Origin of the sequence: Pantoea sp. Seng, from assembly GCF_009829935.1 — a bacterium.
Classification (GTDB): Bacteria; Pseudomonadota; Gammaproteobacteria; order Enterobacterales; family Enterobacteriaceae; genus Pantoea; species Pantoea communis.
Genome location: NZ_SZZV01000003.1, coordinates 57,831 through 77,418, shown reverse-complemented (window position 1 = coordinate 77,418; position 19,588 = coordinate 57,831). Strand labels below are relative to the sequence as shown.

The window sequence follows — 19,588 nt, the reverse complement described above, 5'->3', positions numbered from 1 at the left end:
GGTTACTTCTCCTTTGACTCGGGCAGCGTGATGCCGCTGAAAATCTTGATGACTGCGCTGTCATCTTCACGACCGTAGCCAGCATTACTCGCTTCGGTAAACATGTTGAGGGCGGTAGACGCCAGCGGCAGTGGGAAATGCAATGATTTCGCGGTATCGGCCACCAGGCTGAGATCTTTCACAAAGATATCGACGGCGGATTTCGGTGAGTAGTCGCCGTCCACCACATGACGCATGCGGTTCTCAAACATCCACGAGTTACCGGCGGCGTTGGTCACCACGTCATACATGGTGTCGAGTGGGATGCCTGCGCGCGCAGCCAGCGCCATCGCTTCTGCACCCACCGCAATGTGCACGCCCGCCAGCAGCTGGTGGATGATTTTAACGGTTGAGCCCAGGCCGATTTCGCTGCCCACGCGATACACTTTAGCGGCGACCGCATCCAGCACCGGCTTCAGCAGGGCAAAGGCTTCATCGCTGCCGGATGCCATCACAGTCATCTCGCCGACCGCGGCTTTAGCTGCACCGCCTGAGACTGGTGCATCCAGCATCAGCAGTTGATGTTGCGCCAGCTGCTGTTCAATCGCCTGTGCATCCTGTGAAGAAATGGTAGAAGAAACCATCACCACCGTGCCCGGCTTGAGTTGTGCCGCCAGACCGGTTTCGCCAAACAAAATCGCTTTCACCTGCGCGGCGTTGACCACCAGCAGCAGCACGGCATCTAACTCTGCGGCGAAGCTGGCAGCGGAAGTCTGTGCATCGCGCGCACCCGCCTGGCGCAGGGTTTCCAGCGCCTGCGGATTTAAATCAACGCCCCAGGTGTTCAATCCAGCGCGAATACAGGACTGCGCTGCGCCCATGCCCATGGAACCCAAACCAATGACGCCAATGTTATTCACGGTTGCTGACACGGCACACCTCCGTTGTTAATTTAAGTGATATTTTGTTCAATGCTGTTAATTCTGCCGCAGTTGCTGGTGGAGAAACGTGCGGTAAATCACAAAAATTAACTTACACGCACAGCGTATAACATCGATTCACACCCTTGCATCACGGCGGGAACGCCCATTTTGGCTGGATATTTGCTAACATTTGCCTGGGATAAATTGTGCTGCAGGCTGTGAATTGATGCCTTACAATGTGAAAAATTGGTAATTCAGGGAGAGCGATGTGATTCCGGTAGAACGTCATCAACAAATTTTAGCGCTGGTTGCCGAACGCGGCGTGGTGAGCATTGCCGAGCTTACCGAGCGTTTGGGCGTTTCACACATGACGATTCGTCGCGATGTGCAAAAGCTTGAGGAGCAAGGTGCCGTGCTGTCGGTATCGGGCGGCGTGCGCTCGGCGGATCGTCTGGCGGCCGAGCCATCACATCTGGCGAAAACCAGCATGTACAGCAGTGAAAAGATGGCGATTGGTCAGTTTGCCGCGCGGCATATTCCGCGCAACAGCTGCATTTATCTCGGTGCAGGCACCACCACGCTGGCGCTGGCTCGCGAACTGGTCGAGCGCGACGATTTGCTCGTGGTCACCAATGATTTCGTGATCGCCCGTTTATTGATGGAGAGCAGCGGCTGCAAGCTGATTCACACTGGTGGCACCGTATGTCGCGAGAATCGCTCCAGCGTCGGCGAATCAGCGGCGAGAAGTCTGCGCATGCTGGCGATTGATATCGCGTTTATCTCCGCATCCTGCTGGGGGCCACGCGGCTTGTTTACGCCGGATGAAGACAAAGTGCCGGTCAAGCTGGCGGCCAGCGATGTCAGCAGTAAGCGCGTGCTGCTGAGCGACAGCTCGAAATACAACAAGATTGCCACGCATCTGGCGTTACCGCTGGAGCGCTTCGATACTCTCGTAACCGATACAGAATTAAGCAAAGCGGGACGCGAGACGTTGAGTGCGGGGAGTTGGGAGTTGGTGCTGGCGGGTTAAGTTTGCTGGTTTAAAAGCAAAAGGTCGCCAACATGGCGACCTTTTGCATACGACACGAAATCTTCTTCAACTGCGCATAATGCGCAACGAAAATTACACTTCTTCGCTGAATTGCGGCACTGGATTACGGAAAGTGCGCGTCACAAACGCCAGGTAAATAATACCGACCGCTGCCCACACTAAGCCGAGCACCATTGAGGTCTCTTCCAGGTTGATCCACAGAGCGCCCACTGTCAGCGCACCCAACACTGGCAGTACCAGATAGTTGAGGTGATCTTTCAGCGTCTTGTTACGCTTTTCACGGATCCAGAACTGCGCAATCACTGACAGGTTAACGAAGGTGAATGCTACCAGCGCACCGAAGTTGATCAGCGCAGTGGCGGTCACCAGGTCGAAGTTAATTGCCAGCAATGCCACAGCGCCCACCAACAGTACGTTCAGCGACGGCGTGCGGTATTTCGGATGCACGAAGCCAAAGAAACGCTGCGGGAACACGCCATCACGGCCCATCACATACATCAGACGGGAAACGCCCGCGTGTGCCGCCATACCGGAAGCCAGTACGGTAACCACAGAGAAAATCAGGATGCCAATCTGCAGCGCTTTACCAGCTACAAACAGCATGATTTCAGGCTGTGAAGAGTCCGGATTCTGGAAACGCGAGATGTCCGGGAAGTACAGCTGCAGGAAGTAAGACACACCGATAAAGATCACACCACCAATCAGCGCGGTCAGGAAAATCGCGCGTGGGATAGTGCGTTCTGCATCTTTGGTCTCTTCTGACAGCGAACTGATGCCATCAAAGCCGAGGAACGAGAAGCAAAGTATGGTTGCACCGGTAATCATCGGCACCACATGGGCATTCTCAGACCAGAAAGGCTTGCTGCTGGTCAGGGTTCCTGCGCCAACACCGTGCGCCACACCGTAAACCACCATACCGGTAATCACCACCATCACCACAACCTGCAGCACGACAATCACGCTGTTGAAGTTGGCAACGGTTTTAATACCACGGAGGTTAGAGATGGTCATAAAGGCCACCAGCAACACCACGAAAATCCACGATGGAATGCCCGGCACCAGCGTCTCAAAGTAGCTTTTCGCCAGCAGGATGTTGATCATCGGCATGAACAAATAGTCCAGCAGTGATGACCAGCCCACCATAAAGCCGACGTGCGGACTGATAGCCTTCTGAGCATAGGTGTAAGCGGAGCCCGCAGATGGGAAGCGGCGTACCAGCTTGCCGTAGCTCACGGCAGTAAACAGTATCGCGATCAGCGCGAAAGCATAAGCGGTGGCGACGTGGCCGTCGGTCAATCCAGAGACGATACCGAAAGTATCAAACAGGGTCATTGGCTGCATATACGCCAGGCCCATCATGACAACCGGGATCAAGGTCAGGGATTTTTTCAGGTGTGCACGCTGTGGTGCGGCGGTGTTAAGCGACATTGTTCAGGCCCCCAACAGAGGTGATCTGCGGGATACTGCGCAAAGTGCTGCAGTGAGAAGTGATATTAGTGTTTGCGATTGTCGCCGCGCCGTAATCATCACGAAAGCGAGAACCAGCTTGCGCCGGTGCAATTGTAAACAGCCCCATCTTTGTTTTCCTCAAATCTCACGCCCAAGCGTGTTGTCAGTATTTATCTATCCGGATGCGTGTCCGGCCTCGGTAATTTGTGTGTGTACTGCAATCTGCAAAAAAATAACCGACGTGATAAGCGTCGGTTATGTTTCGTATTTTGCAGGGGACGTATTCTGCCCCAACTTATGCCATCGGCACAAGACGTTAGCGAAATTCTTCTGCGAGTCAGGCGTTCTTGAGCATCCAGTCAATCTCAGTGGCAGTGATAAGCCGCTCAAACTGCATTAACTCGTTCTGTTTGCAGCTGTGCCACACGCCGCTGAAATGCTCGCCGAGCAGTTTTTGCAGAGGATAGCTATTCTCGAATTCGTACAGCGCATCGCTCTGTCGCACCGGCAATGGCAGCCCTTCTGCCTCATGTCCATTGCCCTGCACCGCATGCGGTAAGGGTAGCTGATTATCCAGACCGTGCAAAATACCGGCAAGAATTGTTGACACGACCAGGTAAGGATTTGCATCCGCACCGGCCACACGATACTCCACGCGATGGTTATCCACATCGCCGCAGGGAATACGTAAAGCAACAGTTCGGTTATTGTGCCCCCAGGAGGCCTGTAACGGCACGTAGGCTTCCGGTAAGAAGCGGCGATAGGCATTAACGTTCGGTGCCAGAAGTGCCATTGAAGCCGGCATCAAATCGATCATCCCGGCCAGCGCGCGTTTCAACAGCGGTGAATCGCTGCCGTCGTCGAGTGAAAAGGCATTATGATCGGCGGCATCCAGCATGCTGATATGCACATGCATCCCGCTACCCGCGTACTCTTCATAAGGTTTCGCCATAAAGGTCGCAGTCATACCGTGGTTTTCGGCCACCTGACGCACCAGGCGTTTGAGCAAAATCGCATGGTCGCAGGCTTTCAATACATCACGGGTATGGTGCAGGTTGATTTCAAACTGGCCCGGCGAGGCTTCCGCCAGCGCACCATCAGCGGGAATGCCCTGCTGTTTGGCAATATCGTCGATATCCCGCAGAACATCAGCGAAATGGTCGAGATTATCGACTGAATAAACCTGACTCTGGATATTACGTTCGTCACTACCCGGCGCACAGGGTGGCTGGATGTACCCTTCCGCATCACGCTTTTTATCGACCAGATAGAACTCCAGCTCTACCGCTACCACCGGGAATAGCCCTCGATTGCGCAGTTGCTGCCACAGCCGATTGAGGACATTGCGGGGTTCAACGTCAAAGGGAGTGCCATCTTGGTTACACATTGTCAGCAGCAATTGCGCGATGCGTTCAGGATCGGCGGCAGAAGGAATTAAAGTTCCGGGAACCGGGATACAGAGGTTGTCGGGTTCGCCCAGTGACTGTCCGAGTCCGGCTTCTTCGACGGTATTTCCGAGGATATCCATGGCGAAAACCGAGGCCGGGAAGTAACACCCTTTTTCCAGTTTTGCCAATGCAGAGATGGGAATGCGCTTACCGCGAAAGACCCCATTTAAATCATTAAGAAGAATATCGACATACTGCGTTTCAGGATGGCGTTCCAGCCAGGATTTAACCTCCAGCTGGAACGCGCTTGTTCGTTTCTCTTCACTGTGCCGCGTGAAGTCTTCTACTTCTACGAGGTTCGTCATGTTCCCACCCGCCCTTTACCGTTAAATATTGGTTCGCGCAATGCTCAAAATAACAGCCACTCCTCTAACATAGCGCTAACGCAAAAAGTGTGCAAATGTAACAATTCTGTTGAAAGAACGAACAACCGGTTGCTAGATTGACAATATATTGCACACTTTTCAGGCCGGATGCGCAAAAACGGTGAAAATATTGAACAGCAACGCGGAGACGTTATGGGCATTATTTTTGACAAACCCTTGATTGGCGTAGTGATGTGTCAGAACCACATCGGCAGCCATCTCGGGCAAACGGTTCACAATAAGTATCTCGATGCCATGGTGCTTGCCGGTGGTGTTCCCTTGCCTTTGCCGCATCAACTGATGCATGCCCCTCATCTATTAGAAAACAGTATGACGCTGCTGGACGGCATTTTGCTTACCGGCAGCCCGAGTAATATCGAACCCTGGCATTACGGTGAAGAAGGTAAAGAGGAGCATGCCGATCCGGCGCGTGACCGCCTCGCCTTCGGCATCATCACTCATGCGATTGGCAAAAAGATGCCGATTTTCGGTATTTGCCGTGGCTTGCAGGAGTTGGTGGTGGCCAACGGGGGTTCCCTGTATCGCCAGCTGCATATGACGCATCTGTTTCAGGAGCATCGTGAAGATGATGCGCTGCCGCTCGAACAGCAATACGCGCCGGTGCATGAGGTTCAGCCTGAAGCGGAAGGTTTGTTGAGCCAGGTGCTTGTCAGCGCTCAATCCTTTGCCGTGAACTCTCTACATGGACAAGGCATCCGCGAACCCGGCCCGCAGCTGCGTATTGAAGCACGTGCGCCTGATGGGCTGATTGAAGCGGTGAGTTTGCGCCAGCATCCGTTTGCACTTGCGGTGCAGTGGCATCCGGAGTGGCACTCCGATGACGACCCGGTTTCGCAACGCCTGTTTGCGGCTTTTATCCACGCGGCTCTCTGTTATCACAAGGAAATACAGCCATGAATGATGCCACTCTGGCGCCCGGACGACGTTTATCGCAAATCCGGCAGGAGATGGGATTGTCTCAGCGTCGCGTCGCTGAGTTGTCAGGACTCACACACAGTGCTATCAGCACCATTGAGCAGGACAAAGTCAGCCCAGCGCTGAGTACCTTGCAGAAATTGCTGAAGGTGTACGGCTTGTCGTTGTCAGAGTTTTTCTCGGAGCCAAAGGTAAACAGCACGCCGCGCGTGATCGTGCGTCCGGAGGAGTGTGTGGAGATCGGCAGCCTCGGTGTGTCGCTGCGTCTGGTGGAGAACGGCGCTGAAAAACGTGCGCTGGCGATGTTGATTGAACGCTACGAACCGGGTTCCAGCACCGGAGAGAAACTGCGTCATCCTGGTGAAGAGACCGGCACGGTGCTGGAAGGAGAAATCACGCTGGTGGTTAATGGTCAGAGTTATCACCTTTATTGTGGCGAGAGTTACGTGATCGATACCGGCTTGCCGCACAGTTTTACCAATACGTCTGAGCTGCCGTGTCGCATCGTCAGTGCGCACACCCCAGCGAATTTCTGAGTTCACGCGCTAAAGGAGGATGTGATGCAACATGTGGGAAGTTATTACGCCGCAACCGCGAATGCGCATGAGCCGTGGCCCGAACTGCAGGAATCGGTGCAGTGTGATGTCTGTATTATTGGCGGCGGATTTACCGGCCTCTCCTCGGCGCTGTTTTTGACCGAAGCCGGTTATGACGTGGTGCTACTCGAAGCGGCAAAGATTGGTTTCGGAGCCAGCGGTCGTAACGGCGGCCAGGTAGTGAATTCTTACAGCCGCGATGTGGATGTAATTGAACAACGCTACGGCAAAGATGTGGCGAAGATGCTGGGCAATATGATGTTTGAGGGCGCGGAGATTATTCGCGATCGCATCGACCGTTATGCTATCGCCTGTGATTACCGTCCTGGCGGCATTTTTGCCGCGTTGAATCAGCGTCAGATGGGGCACTTGCGCAGCCAGAAAGCCAACTGGGAGCGCTATGGTAACCATAATCTGGAGCTGCTGGATGAGCGCGCGATTCGTCGTGAAGTGGCGACCGATCGCTATGTCGGCGGCTTGCTGGATAAGCGCGGCGGGCATCTGCATCCGTTAAACCTGGCACTGGGTGAAGCGGAAGCGATTCGCCGTCACGGTGGGCGCATCTATGAACAATCTGCGGCACTGGAAGTGAAGTATGGCGAGCCGCATCGGGTTAAGACCGCTAAAGGTGAAGTCACTGCCACCTTTGTGATTTTTGCCGGTAATGCTTATCTCCCCTCACAACTTGAACCGCGCCTGAGCCGTAAAAGCATGCCGTGTGGCTCGCAAATCCTCACCACTGAACCATTAAGCCGCGACCAGGCGTTGGGTTTATTGCCAAACAATCACTGCGTCGAAGATTGTAATTATCTGCTGGATTACTTCCGCCTCACCGCCGATAAACGCCTGCTGTACGGCGGCGGTGTGGTGTATGGCGCCCGCGAGCCGGATGATATTGAAGCATTGATCCGCCCTAAGTTGTTACGCACTTTCCCGCAGCTAAAGGATGTGAAATTTAGCCACCGCTGGAGCGGTAACTTCCTGCTGACGCTGTCCCGTATGCCGCAGTTTGGGCAAATCGAGAAGAATGCGTTCTTTATGCAGGGGGATAGCGGACATGGTGTGACCTGTACCCACTTGTCGGGAAGGCTGATTGCCGAGGTGCTGCGCGGACAGGCAGAAAGGTTTAATGCGTTTGCCAAATTGCCGCATTTGCCGTTTCCGGGCGGGAGACGGTTTAAAGTGCCACTGACGGCAATGGGCGCGGTGTGGTATGCGTTAAGGGATCGGTTGGGGGTTTAGGCTAACGTATTGTAGCGGCGCAGTTTAATGCGAGTGTTATTTAAAACCCGCGATAAATCGCGCCGCTAGCGGAATAGTGCAGAAGTCTGCACTCGCACGTCAATCTCACTCCAGCGGCATCTTCATCGGGTCATCGTAGCTGTACTCAAATCCCAGCTCGTTGCAGATCTTCGAGCCATCGACCACCTTCCCCGCCGAACGCACGGGCTCGGCAGTAAAGGTCGGAGCCACCAGCCCCAACTGCTTCGAAACAAACGGATAAAAATCATCGCGCGCGGGATGTTTCGACGCGCACAGGTTGTAGACGCGTCCACCTTTCGGCGTTTGCAGCAGCAGCACAATGGCATCCACCACATCATCCAGATGCACCAGATTGACCGCATGACCGCCATGCTCCAGTCCAACCTTCCCGGCGAGAAAGCGCCCCGGATGACGGTTTGGCCCGACGAGACCCGCCAGTCGTACAATATCCACGCTGGTACCGGGCAGATCATGCAACCAGTTTTCCAGTTCCACCAGCGTTTTACCCGCCACGCTTTCTGGCTGCAGTGCACTGCTCTCTTTCATTACGCCCGAACCGGTGCCATACACCGATGACGAGCTGGTGAAGATGATGCGAGGCACCTTGTGCACCAATGCGGTATCCACTACGTTCTGTACCGCTTGCATATAGTCTTCGCCACCCTGCACGGTGCGGCTGGCAGGCAAGGTCACTACCAGCGCGTCCACCGCCATTAGCGTGGCCAACTCATCTGCTTCACATTCAATCTCGGGTGTTAGCACCAGTTGAAATGCCTCAATACCGCAGCGGCGCGCAGCATCCACACCATCGGGGGAGGTTTTGCTGCCGGTCACCTGCCAGCCGCGCGCCGTCAGCGCCATCGCCAGCGGCATACCCAGCCATCCCAGACCTACAATCGCGACTTTTTTCATACCGACTCCTGCTTTCCAGCGCTAAGACACTTCATCTTAGTCCCAGCGATTATGGCAAACCAGCGCAAACTGTTGCGGAAGGTTCCGAGAACTGACGTTAAAAAAGGGTTGCCAAGCGCCGCCATCTTCGTTAGGTTAATCAGCACGCAAATGAATACTCATTCAGCAACGGAATTTACTATGACACGCGTTCAGTTCAACCACCATCATCACCATCATCCTGACTAGTCTTTCAGGCGATGTGTGCTGGGAGACGATTAGGATCTTCCAGTGGTGCGAACGCAAAGAGAGCCCCCGGAAGATCATCTTCCGGGGGTTTTTTTATGGGCGAACGCAACCCCACTGAGTTCAGACAGGATTGAATAAGAGGACAGGAACCATGTTAGATAACACCCGTATTCGCATAGCTATGCAGAAATCTGGCCGTTTAAGTGATGAATCACGCGAACTGCTGGCCCGCTGCGGTATCAAAATCAACCTTCAGCAGCAGCGTCTGATTGCGTTTGCGGAGAACATGCCTATCGATATCCTGCGTGTACGTGATGACGATATCCCTGGCCTGGTGATGGATGGCGTGGTGGATCTCGGCATCGTCGGTGAAAACGTACTGGAAGAAGAGCTGCTGGACCGCCGCGCACAAGGCGAAGACCCGCGCTACTTCACCCTGCGTCGTCTCGATTTCGGCGGTTGCCGCCTGTCGCTGGCGATGCCAGTGGATGCGGAATATACCGGCCCGCAGTGCCTGCAGAACTCACGTATTGCCACCTCTTATCCGCACCTGCTGAAGAAATATCTCGATAAGCAAGGCGTCTCCTTTAAGTCTTGCCTGCTGAACGGTTCGGTGGAAGTCGCGCCACGTGCGGGTTTGGCCGATGCCATTTGCGACCTGGTATCGACCGGTGCCACCCTTGAAGCCAACGGCCTGCGTGAAGTGGAAGTCATCTACCGTTCTAAAGCGGTACTGATTCAACGCGATGGCGAGCTGCCAGCAGCCAAGCAAGAACTGATCGACAAAATGATGACGCGTATTCAGGGCGTGATCAAAGCGCGTGAATCCAAATACATCATGCTGCACGCGCCAAGCGAGCGCCTGGAAGAAGTGATCGCCCTGCTGCCAGGTGCCGAGCGCCCAACCGTATTGCCACTGGCAGGCGAAGTGAGCCGCGTGGCGATGCACATGGTGAGCAGCGAAACCCTGTTCTGGGAAACCATGGAAAAACTGAAAGCGCTGGGTGCCAGCTCGATCCTCGTATTGCCAATCGAAAAAATGTTGGAGTAACAGCATGAGCACAATCATGACCCCGATTGACTGGCAACAGTGTGATGAACAACAGCAGCAAGCGCTGCTGATGCGCCCGGCAATTTCTGCTTCGGCGAGCATCAGCGAAATCGTGCGCGATGTGCTGACGCAAGTAAAAGAACAAGGCGATAATGCGCTGCGCGAGTTCAGCGCGCGCTTCGACAAAGCGCAGGTGGAAAACCTGCGCGTCACGCCAGAAGAGATGCAAGCCGCCAGCGATCGTTTGAGCGATACGCTGAAGCAGGCGATGGCAGTGGCTGTCGGTAATATCGAAACGTTCCATAACGCGCAGATTCTGCCCGCGGTGGATATTGAGACGCAACCGGGCGTGCGCTGCCAGCAGATTACCCGTCCTGTGCAATCTGTGGGGCTGTATATTCCAGGCGGATCTGCCCCGCTGTTCTCCACGGTATTAATGCTGGCAACCCCAGCACGTATCGCCGGTTGTGGTCGTGTGGTGCTCTGTTCGCCCCCGCCGATTGCCGATGAAATTCTCTATGCGGCGCAACTGTGCGGCGTAAAAGAGGTGTTTCAGGTAGGCGGTGCGCAAGCGATTGCTGCGCTAGCCTTCGGCACCGAAACTGTACCAAAAGTGGACAAGATCTTTGGCCCAGGCAACGCCTACGTCACCGAAGCGAAACGCCAGGTGAGCCAGCGTTTAGATGGCGCTGCTATTGATATGCCTGCTGGCCCATCAGAGGTTTTGGTGATTGCTGATGAAGGTGCCACACCGGCATTTGTCGCTTCTGATCTGCTATCACAAGCAGAGCACGGCCCGGATTCACAGGTTATCTTGCTGACCCCTTCGCTGAAACTGGCAGAAGGCGTGGCGCTCGCAGTGGAAGAGCAGTTGGCACAGCTGCCACGTGCGGCCACCGCGCGTCAGGCACTGGAGAGTAGCCGTCTGATTGTATTGCGCGATCTGGCGCAGTGTGTGGAGATCTCCAACCTGTATGGCCCGGAGCACCTGATTATTCAGACGCGCCAGCCACGTGATCTGGTGGATGCGATCACCAGCGCCGGTTCGGTGTTCCTTGGCGATTGGTCACCGGAATCGGCTGGAGATTATGCCTCTGGTACCAACCATGTGTTGCCGACGTATGGCTATACCGCAACCTGTTCCAGCCTGGGTCTGGCCGATTTTCAGAAGCGCATGACGGTGCAAGAGTTGACGCCGCAAGGCTTCCTCAATCTGGCTGCCACCATTGAAACCCTGGCTGCTGCTGAGCAGTTAGAAGCCCACAAAAACGCCGTTACCCTGCGTGTTGCCGCGCTGAAGGAGCAAGCATGAGCATTGAAGATTTAGCCCGCGCCAATGTGCGCGCGTTGACGCCGTATCAATCTGCGCGTCGTTTGGGGGGTAACGGTGATGTGTGGCTGAACGCCAACGAGTTCCCACTGCCGGTGCCGTTTGAGCTGTCTCAGCAAACGCTGAACCGCTATCCGGAATGCCAGCCGAAGCTTGTGATTGAGCGCTATGCGGCTTACGCCGGTTTGACGCCAGAGCAAGTGATAGTCAGCCGTGGCGCTGATGAAGGTATCGAACTGTTAATGCGCGCCTTCTGCGAGCCGGGTAAAGACGCGATTCTGTTCTGCCCGCCCACTTACGGCATGTACAGCGTGAGCGCGGAAACCATCGGCATCGAGTATCGTACCGTGGCAGCGTTGGATGACTGGCAACTGAATCTGCCCGCCATTGCCGAACAGTTAGACGGCGTGAAAGTGGTCTACATGTGCAGCCCGAACAATCCGACCGGCAACCTGATTAATCAGGACGATATCCGTAAACTGCTGGAGATGACCGCCGGTCAAGCACTGCTGGTCGCCGATGAAGCCTATATCGAGTTTTGCCCGGAGGCGACTCTCGCCGGTTGGTTGAAAGAGTATTCACATCTGGTGATCCTGCGCACGCTATCAAAAGCCTTTGCGCTGGCTGGCCTGCGCTGTGGCTTTACGCTGGCCAACAAGCCCGTGATCGACCTGTTGATGAAAGTGATCGCGCCTTACCCGCTGGCGACCCCGGTTGCTGATGTTGCGGGACAAGCGCTGAGCGAAGAAGGCATTGCGCTGATGCGTCAGCATGTCGCCGAACTCAACGCCAATCGTGCGTGGCTGTTTGAACAGCTACCACAGCTGAGCGTAGTGCAGCAGGTGTTCCCGAGCGAAACCAACTACATTCTGGCGCGCTTCACTGATTCGCCAAAAGTGTTTAAAACGCTGTGGGATCAAGGCATTATTCTGCGCGACCAAAACAAAAACCCCGGCCTTGCGGGATGCCTGCGCATCTCCATCGGCACCCGTGAAGAGTGCGAGCGCCTGATCGCCGCGCTGCAAGCCTTATCAGTGGAGCAAGCATGAGTCAGAAGACCCTTTTTATCGACCGCGACGGTACCATCATCTCTGAGCCGCCATCGGATTATCAGGTAGATCGCATGGAGAAGCTGGCGTTTGAAAAGAACGCCATTCCTGCGCTGCTGGCCCTGCAAAATGCCGGCTATCAGCTGGTGATGATCACCAATCAGGACGGCCTGGGCACAGACAGCTTCCCACAGGCTGATTTTGATGGTCCACACAACCTGATGATGCAGATCCTGACTTCGCAGGGTGTGAACTTCAGCGACATCCTGATCTGCCCGCATAAGCCGGAAGATAACTGCGATTGCCGCAAGCCGAAAACCAAAATGGTAGAAGCCTGGCTGGCGCAAGGCGCACTGGACACCGCGAACAGCTACGTGATTGGCGATCGCCTGACCGATATCCAGCTGGCGGAGAACATGGGCATTCAGGGCCTGCGTTACGGTGCCGAAGGCATTGACTGGGATGCGATTCAGGCACGCCTGACCAAACGTGACCGCCATGCGCTGGTACAACGCAACACCAAAGAGACGCAGATCAAAGTGGAAGTGTGGCTGGACCGCGAAGGCGGCAGCAAGATCAATACCGGTGTCGGCTTCTTTGACCACATGCTGGACCAGATTGCCGTACACGGCGGCTTCCGCATGAACATCGACGTGAAAGGCGATCTCTACATCGACGATCACCACACCGTGGAAGATACCGGTCTGGCGCTGGGTGAAGCGCTGCTCAAGGCGCTGGGTGACAAACGTGGTATCGGCCGTTTCGGCTTCGTGCTGCCGATGGACGAGTGCCTGGCACGCTGCGCACTGGATATCTCTGGTCGTCCGCATATCGAGTTTAAAGCCGAGTTCAGCTATCAGCGTGTCGGCGATCTCAGTACCGAGATGGTTGAGCACTTCTTCAGCTCCCTCTCCTACGCCATGATGAGCACTCTGCACCTGAAAACCAAAGGCAAGAACGACCATCACCGTGTGGAAAGCCTGTTTAAAGCCTTTGGCCGCACCTTGCGTCAGGCGATTCGCGTGGAAGGCAACACCTTGCCGAGCTCGAAAGGAGTGCTGTGATGAACGTGGTGATTCTCGATACCGGGTGCGCCAACCTATCATCGGTGAAGTGGGCGATTGAGCGCCTCGGTTATACGCCAGAGGTGAGCCGCGATCCGGATGTGGTGTTGCGTGCCGACAAGCTGTTACTGCCGGGCGTGGGCACCGCGCAAGCGGCCATGAACCAGCTGCAGGAGCGTGATCTGATCAATTTGATCAAAGCCTGTACCCAACCGGTGCTTGGGATTTGCCTCGGTATGCAGTTGCTGGGACGCGGCAGCGATGAGAATGGCGGCGTGACCACGCTGGGCCTGGTGGATGAACCGGTTTCGCTGATGGATACCCAGGGCTTGCCACTGCCGCATATGGGCTGGAACCAGATCACCTCGCAGGCGGGTAATCACCTGTTCCGTAATATCCCTGATGGCAGCTACTTCTATTTTGTGCACAGCTACGCCATGCCGGTGAACGCCGCCACCATCGCCCAGTGTGATTACGGCCATCCGTTCACCGCCGCATTGCAGAAAGATAATTTCTTCGGCGTGCAGTTTCACCCGGAGCGTTCTGGCAAAGCAGGCGCGCAGTTGCTGAAAAATTTCCTGGAGATGTGATGATTATCCCCGCATTAGATTTAATCGACGGCAAAGTGGTACGTCTGCATCAGGGCGACTACGGCCAGCAGCGCGACTACGGTAGTGATCCTTTACCGCGTCTGCAGGATTACGAACGTCAGGGCTCGGAAGTGCTGCACCTGGTGGATCTCACTGGCGCCAAAGATCCGGCTAAGCGCCAGATTCCTCTGCTCACTACCCTGCTGCGTGGCGTGAATGTACCGGTGCAGGTCGGTGGCGGTATTCGCAATCGCGAAGATGTGGCGGCTTTACTGGCAGCCGGCGCGACTCGCGTGGTGGTGGGTTCCACGGCTGTTAAGCAGCCGGAAGAAGTGAAAAGCTGGTTCAACGAGTTCGGCGCGGATGCCATTGTACTGGCGCTGGATGTTCGCATTGACGCCAACAATCGCAAAGAAGTGGCGATCAGTGGCTGGCAGGAAGCGGCTGGCGTAACGCTGGAAGAAGTGATTGGCTGGTATCAGCCGGTTGGGCTGAAGCACGTGCTGTGCACCGATATCTCCCGCGATGGCACGTTAAGTGGTTCCAACGTGGCGCTGTATAAAGAAGTGTCTGATGCCTTCCCGGATATTGCGTTCCAGAGTTCCGGTGGCATCGGCTCGCTGGAGGATATTGCGGCCTTACGAGGCAGCGGCGCGCAGGGCGTGATTGTCGGTCGTGCTTTACTGGAAGATAAATTCACCGTAGCGGAGGCGATTGCATGCTGGCAAAACGGATAATTCCTTGTCTCGATGTCCGTGACGGACAAGTGGTGAAAGGCGTGCAGTTCCGCAACCACGAAATTATTGGCGATATCGTGCCACTGGCGCAGCGCTATGCGCAGGAAGGCGCTGACGAGCTGGTGTTCTATGATATCACCGCCTCTTCCGATGGCCGTGTGGTGGATAAAAGCTGGGTGTCACGCGTCGCAGAAGTGATTGATATTCCGTTCTGCGTGGCGGGCGGTATCAAGAGTGAGGAGGATGCCGCGCGCATTCTGCAGTTCGGTGCGGATAAGATCTCCATCAACTCCCCGGCGCTGGCTGACCCGACGCTGATCACGCGTCTGGCGGATCGCTTTGGTGTACAGTGCATCGTGGTGGGTATTGATACCTGGTTCGATGAATCCACCGGCAAGTATCACGTCAATCAATATACCGGCGATGAATCCCGTACGCGGGTTACGACCTGGGAAACCCTCGATTGGGTGCAGGAAGTGCAAAAGCTGGGCGCGGGTGAAATCGTACTGAATATGATGAACCAGGATGGCGTGCGTAACGGCTACGACCTGGTGCAACTGAAGAAAGTGCGTGACGTGTGTAAGGTGCCACTGATCGCCTCTGGCGGCGCGGGCACCATGCCACACTTCCTCGAAGCCTTTGAACAGGCAAACGTCGATGGTGCACTGGCTGCTTCAGTGTTTCACAAACAAATTATCAATATCGGCGAGTTGAAAAACTTCCTGATCGACAACGGTGTGGAGATTCGCGCGTGTTAACTGCAGAACAACTGGCCAAACTGGATTGGGCCAAAACCGCGGGCATGATGCCCGTCATCGTCCAGCATAACGTTTCTGGCGAAGTGCTGATGCACGGTTATATGAATGAGGAAGCGCTGCAAAAGACGCTGGCGGAAGGCAACGTCACCTTCTTCTCTCGCACCAAAAACCGCTTGTGGACCAAGGGGGAAACCTCCGGTCACTTTCTGCAGGTCGCTAGCATCACCCCGGATTGTGATAACGATACGCTGCTGGTGCTGGCAAATCCGATAGGGCCAACCTGCCACCTCGGAACATCAAGCTGCTTCTCACCGGCGGCGCCAGATTGGGCGTTCCTGTATCAGCTGGAGCAGCTGCTGGCTTCACGTAAGAGCGCCGATCCTGAGAGTTCTTACACCGCGAAACTCTATGCCAGCGGCACCAAGCGTATCGCGCAGAAAGTGGGTGAAGAAGGCGTGGAAACCGCACTGGCAGCCACAGTGAATGACCGCCATGAGCTGACCAATGAAGCTTCTGACTTGCTGTATCACCTGATGGTGTTGCTGCAGGATCAGGAGCTGGATTTGAGCACGATTATTAATAATCTGCGGGCGCGTCATAAATAACGAATTGTGCAATAAGCTGCTCAAAATTGTCATTTCATAACTATTTTGAGCAGCATACTTCTCAAAAAAATCAAAGCTAGCTAGAATTGAGCAATATACTGCTCAATGGAGGTTAGCATGCTTATTCTACAGCTCTACCTTGATGGAAACTGGCACGACGTTGGCGAGCTTAATGTTAAAGATCCCTCTAAAGGTCGTGAAAGCGCAGCACTTCTTGCGTATGACTTCAACTATGCAGCTGAACAGCTCGATCGAAACGATATCGCTAGCTGTAGTTTGAATTATCCCGTAATGCTGATAGGCAGCCACTTTGCGCAGCCTTGGTTTGGTTTCCTGGATGATATTGTCCCAGCGGGAGCAAGCCGACGTTATTGGATTCAGCATCTTGGTTTACAGGGTAAATCTTCAGCTGAGCAAGATTATGCGCTATTGAAATCCGGCACAATTGCGCCAGTTGGAAATTTACGCATCAAAGATTCCCTACCCCAACTTCCTGAAAATAGCCAACTCAAGACTCGCCGCTTTCCTGCCGAATGGGCGATTGAGAGAGACAGTGATTTTCTTGAATATGCGCAACAGATGGGGGCCGCCAGCGGCGGGGCAACAGGTGCGGGAGGGGAAGCGCCAAAACTGCTGCTACGACGGAATACAAACAGCGAAGTGTGGATTGATACCTGGCAGGATGATCATCTGAACCGGGATACCCCTTATCTGGTTAAGTATCCGCGTGGTACACGAAGCCCAATCGACTGCGATATCCTGCGCGCAGAATATCATTTCTACCATGAGTTACAGGCTATGGGTGTCGAGACGATTGATACGCAGGAGATGTTGCTATGTGAAGGTGAACGTTACCCCTCTCTTTGGCTACCACGCTTTGATATTGCGTTTGTTGAAAACAGAAAAGTCATATACGGGCTTGAGTCCATCTATTCGCTAATGAAAAAACCACCGGGCAGTTATCTCAATCATTTTGAGGTCATTCGCTGCCTGGTTGAGCGATTAGCCTTGACGGGTGCAGATCGCGAAAAATTGGTCAGTGAATGGGTCAAACGTGACATGCTCAATGTTGCATTTGGTAATTCAGATAATCATGGGCGTAATAGTGCCATTCTAAAGAAACCATCAGGCATGTGGCTTGCACCGGTGTATGACTTCGCACCAATGAAAGCCGATCCAGAGGGCGTGGTGCGAACGACTCAATGGGGTTCACCTTACGAAGAAGGTGGCCATTACAATTGGCAGTTGATTGCTCAACAGCTCAACGAGTTTATCCCTGAAGCCTCATTACTCAATTCGTTGCGTGAGTTAACCTGCAAGCTCGCTGGGTTAAAATCCCGCCTTGCCGCTCGGGGTGTACCACAGTCAATTCTGGAAATGCCAGGCATTGGTTTTAACTATCTCGAAGAACGTATCGCGGGGTGGCAAATATGAAGAAATCGATGACGCCTTTTGAGCGAGAAGTGATGCTGCTAGGCCTTCTTCAGCAATTTATTGAGGAGAAGTTAACTCATGGCCAACTCTTAATGCAGCTTCGTAAAAAGGTGCTGGGGTTTTCACAGGAACGCTATGCCAGCTTAGCGGGCATCAGTCGTCGCACGTTATCTGACATTGAGCTGGACAAAGAAAGTATTACGCTGACTACGTTGAATCGCGTATTTAAACCTCTGGGATTGAAACTGGGCTTGCTGCCACGCCAAAAACATATGATGCAGGAATTACTCAGCAATCTTACTCAACAGGGAGCCCCTGATGACCACTCATGAAAAACTGATCGTCCTGCTCGACCAGCACAACGCCCGTTATCGCGTGATGGAACATCCCGCGACTGGAAAATGTGAAGCTGTTGCTGAGATTCGCGGGACGGAAGTGGGACAAGGCGCCAAAGCATTGGTGTGCCATGTCAAAGGTAACGGTATCAAACAGCATGTGCTGGCGGTTCTGCCGGCTGATCAACAGGCGGATTTGAGCAAAGTGGCCGAAGCGGTTGGCGGTCGTCGTGCTTCGTTAGCCTCTCCGGCTGAAGTGGATGCGTTAACCGGCTGCGTGTTTGGTGCTATTCCACCTTTCAGCTTCCATCCTGATCTACAACTGGTCGTCGACCCGCTGCTGTTTGAACGCTACGACGAAATCGCCTTTAACGCGGGTCTGCTGGAAAAATCAGTGGTACTGAGTGTGGCGGATTATCGCACCATGCATAATGGTAACGTCATGAAAATAATCTGCTAATTGCCATGGCGGACAGTGATCGGTACTCTGCGTTATTCCACATCACGAAAAAGAAGACCGAAATTATGGCAAGTTCTCGTTTTACTGCCCGCCTGCGTCAGACGCTGGCGCTGGCTGTGCTGGCAGGTTGCGCATTTGGCGCACAGGCAAAGATTGAACAAGTACGCTTCGCTGTTGATCCAACCTACCCTCCTTTCGAATCCAAAACCCCGCAGGGCAAACTGGTGGGTTTTGATATCGACCTGGGCAACGCACTGTGTGAGCAGATGCAAACCAAATGCGTGTGGGTTGAGAGCCAGTTCGACGGCATGATTCCAGCGCTGAAAGCTCGCAAGTTTGATGCCATCCTGTCGGATATGGGTATTACTGAAGAGCGTCTGAAACAGATCGACTTCACCGTGCCGCTTTATGATACGCACACCCAATTAATTGCACGCAAAGGCTCTGGCCTGCTGCCAACGGCTGAATCGCTGAAGGGCAAAACGGTTGGTGTTGAGCAGGGAACCGTGCAGGAGCGCTATGCACTGGCAAAATGGCAGCCACACGGCGTGAACGTGGTGCCTTATGGCGATCAGGCACAGGTTGAAAGTGATTTGATCTCTGGTCGTCTGGATGTGGTATTTACCGATGCAGCACAGGCAGCTAACGGCTTCCTGAAACATCCGCAAGGCAAAGATTTCGAGCTGGCTGGCCCGATTGTGGAAGACCCGATTATCGGTCCAGGTACAGCGATTGGACTGCGTAAAGGTGATGAAGAGCTGAAAACAGCCCTTGATAACGCCTTTGCTGAAATCAAGAAAAACGGCACTTTTGACAAGATCCAGAAGAAGTACTTCGCCACCGATATCTCGATCCAGCATTAATCAATGCAGGGGCGGTCTTCAGGCCGCCCTATTCGCGCTGCTAACATGAGCAAGCGCAAATTTAGCGGCTTCATACCCGCTCATTTTCACAGCAGCACTATAATTCCAGTCAATAAAATTAATCAGGCACGACGTTCAGCGTGCCGTAGATACAGGACATCG

Annotated in this window: 21 protein-coding genes and 1 other annotated feature; of the genes, 17 read left to right on the top strand and 4 right to left on the bottom strand. The window is 54.2% G+C overall.

What is annotated here, in order from left to right; all coding sequences use genetic code 11:
- Window positions 1-2: 2 nt before the first annotated feature.
- The gene (gene ltnD, locus FD737_RS03555; protein WP_160832731.1) at window positions 3-911 is read right to left on the bottom strand and encodes an L-threonate dehydrogenase; all 909 of its coding nucleotides are present in this window, start codon (window positions 909-911) and stop codon (window positions 3-5) included.
- A gap of 259 nt (window positions 912-1,170) precedes the next feature.
- Here ltnD and ygbI point away from each other — a divergent pair, with 259 nt between their 5' ends.
- Window positions 1,171-1,932: a DNA-binding transcriptional repressor YgbI gene (gene ygbI, locus FD737_RS03550; protein WP_160832730.1), complete on the top strand. Its 762-nt coding sequence runs from the start codon at window positions 1,171-1,173 to the stop codon at window positions 1,930-1,932.
- A gap of 93 nt (window positions 1,933-2,025) precedes the next feature.
- Here ygbI and FD737_RS03545 read toward each other — a convergent pair whose 3' ends face one another.
- Window positions 2,026-3,381 (bottom strand): APC family permease, encoded by a 1,356-nt coding sequence (locus FD737_RS03545; protein WP_160832729.1) that lies wholly within the window; start codon window positions 3,379-3,381, stop codon window positions 2,026-2,028.
- 358 nt (window positions 3,382-3,739) lie between these two features.
- Complete coding sequence (locus FD737_RS03540) at window positions 3,740-5,155, bottom strand: glutamine synthetase family protein (protein WP_058962043.1); 1,416 nt, start codon at window positions 5,153-5,155, stop codon at window positions 3,740-3,742.
- A 213-nt stretch (window positions 5,156-5,368) separates the two neighbouring features.
- On the opposite strand from FD737_RS03540, the gene puuD reads away from it, so the two are divergent.
- From puuD to FD737_RS03525, 3 genes are read left to right on the top strand one after another with little or no spacing between them, the layout of a single operon-like run.
- Window positions 5,369-6,133 carry a gamma-glutamyl-gamma-aminobutyrate hydrolase gene (gene puuD / locus FD737_RS03535; RefSeq protein WP_160832728.1) on the top strand — a complete coding sequence of 255 codons (765 nt, stop codon included), beginning with the start codon at window positions 5,369-5,371 and terminating at the stop codon, window positions 6,131-6,133.
- Complete coding sequence (gene puuR / locus FD737_RS03530; RefSeq protein WP_034824711.1) at window positions 6,130-6,687, top strand: HTH-type transcriptional regulator PuuR; 558 nt, start codon at window positions 6,130-6,132, stop codon at window positions 6,685-6,687. Before puuD ends, puuR begins: the two co-directional genes overlap by 4 nt.
- Window positions 6,688-6,711: 24 nt before the next feature.
- A complete protein-coding gene (locus tag FD737_RS03525; protein WP_160832727.1) occupies window positions 6,712-7,989 on the top strand; it encodes an FAD-binding oxidoreductase in 1,278 nt (425 codons plus the stop codon).
- Window positions 7,990-8,094: 105 nt separating this feature from the next.
- On the opposite strand, the gene FD737_RS03520 is transcribed toward FD737_RS03525, so the two are convergent.
- A complete protein-coding gene (locus FD737_RS03520) occupies window positions 8,095-8,922 on the bottom strand; it encodes an SDR family oxidoreductase (protein ID WP_160832726.1) in 828 nt (275 codons plus the stop codon).
- A gap of 180 nt (window positions 8,923-9,102) precedes the next feature.
- On the opposite strand from FD737_RS03520, the gene hisL reads away from it, so the two are divergent.
- The 13 genes from hisL to FD737_RS03455 all read left to right on the top strand — a co-directional run bounded on the left by hisL (window position 9,103) and on the right by FD737_RS03455 (window position 19,426).
- Window positions 9,103-9,150: a his operon leader peptide gene (hisL, locus tag FD737_RS03515; protein WP_100396937.1), complete on the top strand. Its 48-nt coding sequence runs from the start codon at window positions 9,103-9,105 to the stop codon at window positions 9,148-9,150.
- Window positions 9,126-9,247: a sequence feature (His leader region), on the top strand. Its footprint overlaps the gene before it by 25 nt.
- Before the next feature lie 54 nt (window positions 9,248-9,301).
- The gene (gene hisG, locus FD737_RS03510) at window positions 9,302-10,201 is read left to right on the top strand and encodes an ATP phosphoribosyltransferase (protein WP_034824735.1); all 900 of its coding nucleotides are present in this window, start codon (window positions 9,302-9,304) and stop codon (window positions 10,199-10,201) included.
- A 4-nt stretch (window positions 10,202-10,205) separates the two neighbouring features.
- Window positions 10,206-11,513, top strand: a complete 1,308-nt coding sequence (gene hisD / locus FD737_RS03505) for a histidinol dehydrogenase (protein ID WP_160832725.1) — start codon at window positions 10,206-10,208, stop codon at window positions 11,511-11,513.
- Complete coding sequence (gene hisC, locus FD737_RS03500) at window positions 11,510-12,580, top strand: histidinol-phosphate transaminase (protein ID WP_160832724.1); 1,071 nt, start codon at window positions 11,510-11,512, stop codon at window positions 12,578-12,580. Before hisD ends, hisC begins: the two co-directional genes overlap by 4 nt.
- Window positions 12,577-13,644: a bifunctional histidinol-phosphatase/imidazoleglycerol-phosphate dehydratase HisB gene (hisB, locus tag FD737_RS03495; protein ID WP_160832723.1), complete on the top strand. Its 1,068-nt coding sequence runs from the start codon at window positions 12,577-12,579 to the stop codon at window positions 13,642-13,644. The genes hisC and hisB overlap by 4 nt, the downstream gene beginning before the upstream one ends.
- A complete protein-coding gene (hisH, locus tag FD737_RS03490; RefSeq protein WP_160832722.1) occupies window positions 13,644-14,234 on the top strand; it encodes an imidazole glycerol phosphate synthase subunit HisH in 591 nt (196 codons plus the stop codon). The genes hisB and hisH overlap by 1 nt, the downstream gene beginning before the upstream one ends.
- Window positions 14,234-14,971, top strand: coding sequence for a 1-(5-phosphoribosyl)-5-[(5-phosphoribosylamino)methylideneamino]imidazole-4-carboxamide isomerase (gene hisA, locus FD737_RS03485; RefSeq protein WP_160832721.1), 738 nt, complete (start codon window positions 14,234-14,236; stop codon window positions 14,969-14,971). The genes hisH and hisA overlap by 1 nt, the downstream gene beginning before the upstream one ends.
- The gene (hisF, locus tag FD737_RS03480) at window positions 14,953-15,729 is read left to right on the top strand and encodes an imidazole glycerol phosphate synthase subunit HisF (protein WP_160832720.1); all 777 of its coding nucleotides are present in this window, start codon (window positions 14,953-14,955) and stop codon (window positions 15,727-15,729) included. Before hisA ends, hisF begins: the two co-directional genes overlap by 19 nt.
- Window positions 15,723-16,334 (top strand): bifunctional phosphoribosyl-AMP cyclohydrolase/phosphoribosyl-ATP diphosphatase HisIE, encoded by a 612-nt coding sequence (hisIE, locus tag FD737_RS03475; RefSeq protein ID WP_034824749.1) that lies wholly within the window; start codon window positions 15,723-15,725, stop codon window positions 16,332-16,334. The genes hisF and hisIE overlap by 7 nt, the downstream gene beginning before the upstream one ends.
- Window positions 16,335-16,451: 117 nt before the next feature.
- Window positions 16,452-17,768: a type II toxin-antitoxin system HipA family toxin gene (locus tag FD737_RS03470; protein ID WP_097116670.1), complete on the top strand. Its 1,317-nt coding sequence runs from the start codon at window positions 16,452-16,454 to the stop codon at window positions 17,766-17,768.
- Window positions 17,765-18,100: a helix-turn-helix domain-containing protein gene (locus FD737_RS03465; RefSeq protein WP_160832719.1), complete on the top strand. Its 336-nt coding sequence runs from the start codon at window positions 17,765-17,767 to the stop codon at window positions 18,098-18,100. Before FD737_RS03470 ends, FD737_RS03465 begins: the two co-directional genes overlap by 4 nt.
- Complete coding sequence (locus FD737_RS03460; protein ID WP_160832718.1) at window positions 18,087-18,563, top strand: YbaK/prolyl-tRNA synthetase associated domain-containing protein; 477 nt, start codon at window positions 18,087-18,089, stop codon at window positions 18,561-18,563. Before FD737_RS03465 ends, FD737_RS03460 begins: the two co-directional genes overlap by 14 nt.
- Window positions 18,564-18,628: 65 nt before the next feature.
- Complete coding sequence (locus FD737_RS03455; protein WP_160832717.1) at window positions 18,629-19,426, top strand: ABC transporter substrate-binding protein; 798 nt, start codon at window positions 18,629-18,631, stop codon at window positions 19,424-19,426.
- Window positions 19,427-19,588 lie beyond the last annotated feature (162 nt).

Bases quoted from the DNA above. Each gene is read 5' to 3' on its own strand.
- FD737_RS03545 (WP_160832729.1), bottom strand. From the start codon at position 3,381: ATGTCGCTTAACACCGCCGCACCACAGCGTGCACACCTGAAAAAATCC.
- FD737_RS03540 (WP_058962043.1), bottom strand. From the start codon at position 5,155: ATGACGAACCTCGTAGAAGTAGAAGACTTCACGCGGCACAGTGAAGAG.
- puuD (WP_160832728.1), top strand. From the start codon at position 5,369: ATGGGCATTATTTTTGACAAACCCTTGATTGGCGTAGTGATGTGTCAG.
- puuR (WP_034824711.1), top strand. From the start codon at position 6,130: ATGAATGATGCCACTCTGGCGCCCGGACGACGTTTATCGCAAATCCGG.
- FD737_RS03525 (WP_160832727.1), top strand. From the start codon at position 6,712: ATGCAACATGTGGGAAGTTATTACGCCGCAACCGCGAATGCGCATGAG.
- FD737_RS03520 (WP_160832726.1), bottom strand. From the start codon at position 8,922: ATGAAAAAAGTCGCGATTGTAGGTCTGGGATGGCTGGGTATGCCGCTG.
- hisG (WP_034824735.1), top strand. From the start codon at position 9,302: ATGTTAGATAACACCCGTATTCGCATAGCTATGCAGAAATCTGGCCGT.
- hisD (WP_160832725.1), top strand. From the start codon at position 10,206: ATGAGCACAATCATGACCCCGATTGACTGGCAACAGTGTGATGAACAA.
- hisC (WP_160832724.1), top strand. From the start codon at position 11,510: ATGAGCATTGAAGATTTAGCCCGCGCCAATGTGCGCGCGTTGACGCCG.
- hisB (WP_160832723.1), top strand. From the start codon at position 12,577: ATGAGTCAGAAGACCCTTTTTATCGACCGCGACGGTACCATCATCTCT.
- hisH (WP_160832722.1), top strand. From the start codon at position 13,644: ATGAACGTGGTGATTCTCGATACCGGGTGCGCCAACCTATCATCGGTG.
- hisA (WP_160832721.1), top strand. From the start codon at position 14,234: ATGATTATCCCCGCATTAGATTTAATCGACGGCAAAGTGGTACGTCTG.
- hisF (WP_160832720.1), top strand. From the start codon at position 14,953: ATGCTGGCAAAACGGATAATTCCTTGTCTCGATGTCCGTGACGGACAA.
- FD737_RS03470 (WP_097116670.1), top strand. From the start codon at position 16,452: ATGCTTATTCTACAGCTCTACCTTGATGGAAACTGGCACGACGTTGGC.
- FD737_RS03465 (WP_160832719.1), top strand. From the start codon at position 17,765: ATGAAGAAATCGATGACGCCTTTTGAGCGAGAAGTGATGCTGCTAGGC.
- FD737_RS03460 (WP_160832718.1), top strand. From the start codon at position 18,087: ATGACCACTCATGAAAAACTGATCGTCCTGCTCGACCAGCACAACGCC.
- FD737_RS03455 (WP_160832717.1), top strand. From the start codon at position 18,629: ATGGCAAGTTCTCGTTTTACTGCCCGCCTGCGTCAGACGCTGGCGCTG.